At 55.4% G+C, this 222-nt stretch carries 1 protein-coding gene; it reads right to left on the minus strand.

The window, feature by feature from the left end:
* The coding region (locus BGK49_RS19515; RefSeq protein ID WP_242412566.1) for an IS1 family transposase at positions 1-222 on the minus strand (222 nt) is incomplete at both ends.

A 222-nucleotide genomic window follows, 5' to 3' on the forward strand; every position in this document is an offset into this window, starting at 1 on the left:
TGCCAGGTGCTGCCTCAGATTCAGGTTATGCCGCTCAATTCGCTGCGTATATCGCTTGCTGATTACGTGCAGCTTTCCCTTCAGGCGGGATTCATACAGTGGCCAGCCATCCGTCATCCATATCACCACGTCAAAGGGTGACAGCAAGCTCATAAGACGCCCCAGCGTCGCCATAGTGCGTTCACCGAATACGTGCGCAACAACCGTCTTCCGGAGCCTGTC

Source organism: Shigella sp. FC1544 (assembly GCF_001722145.1).
Taxonomy (GTDB): Bacteria; Pseudomonadota; Gammaproteobacteria; order Enterobacterales; family Enterobacteriaceae; genus Escherichia; species Escherichia coli.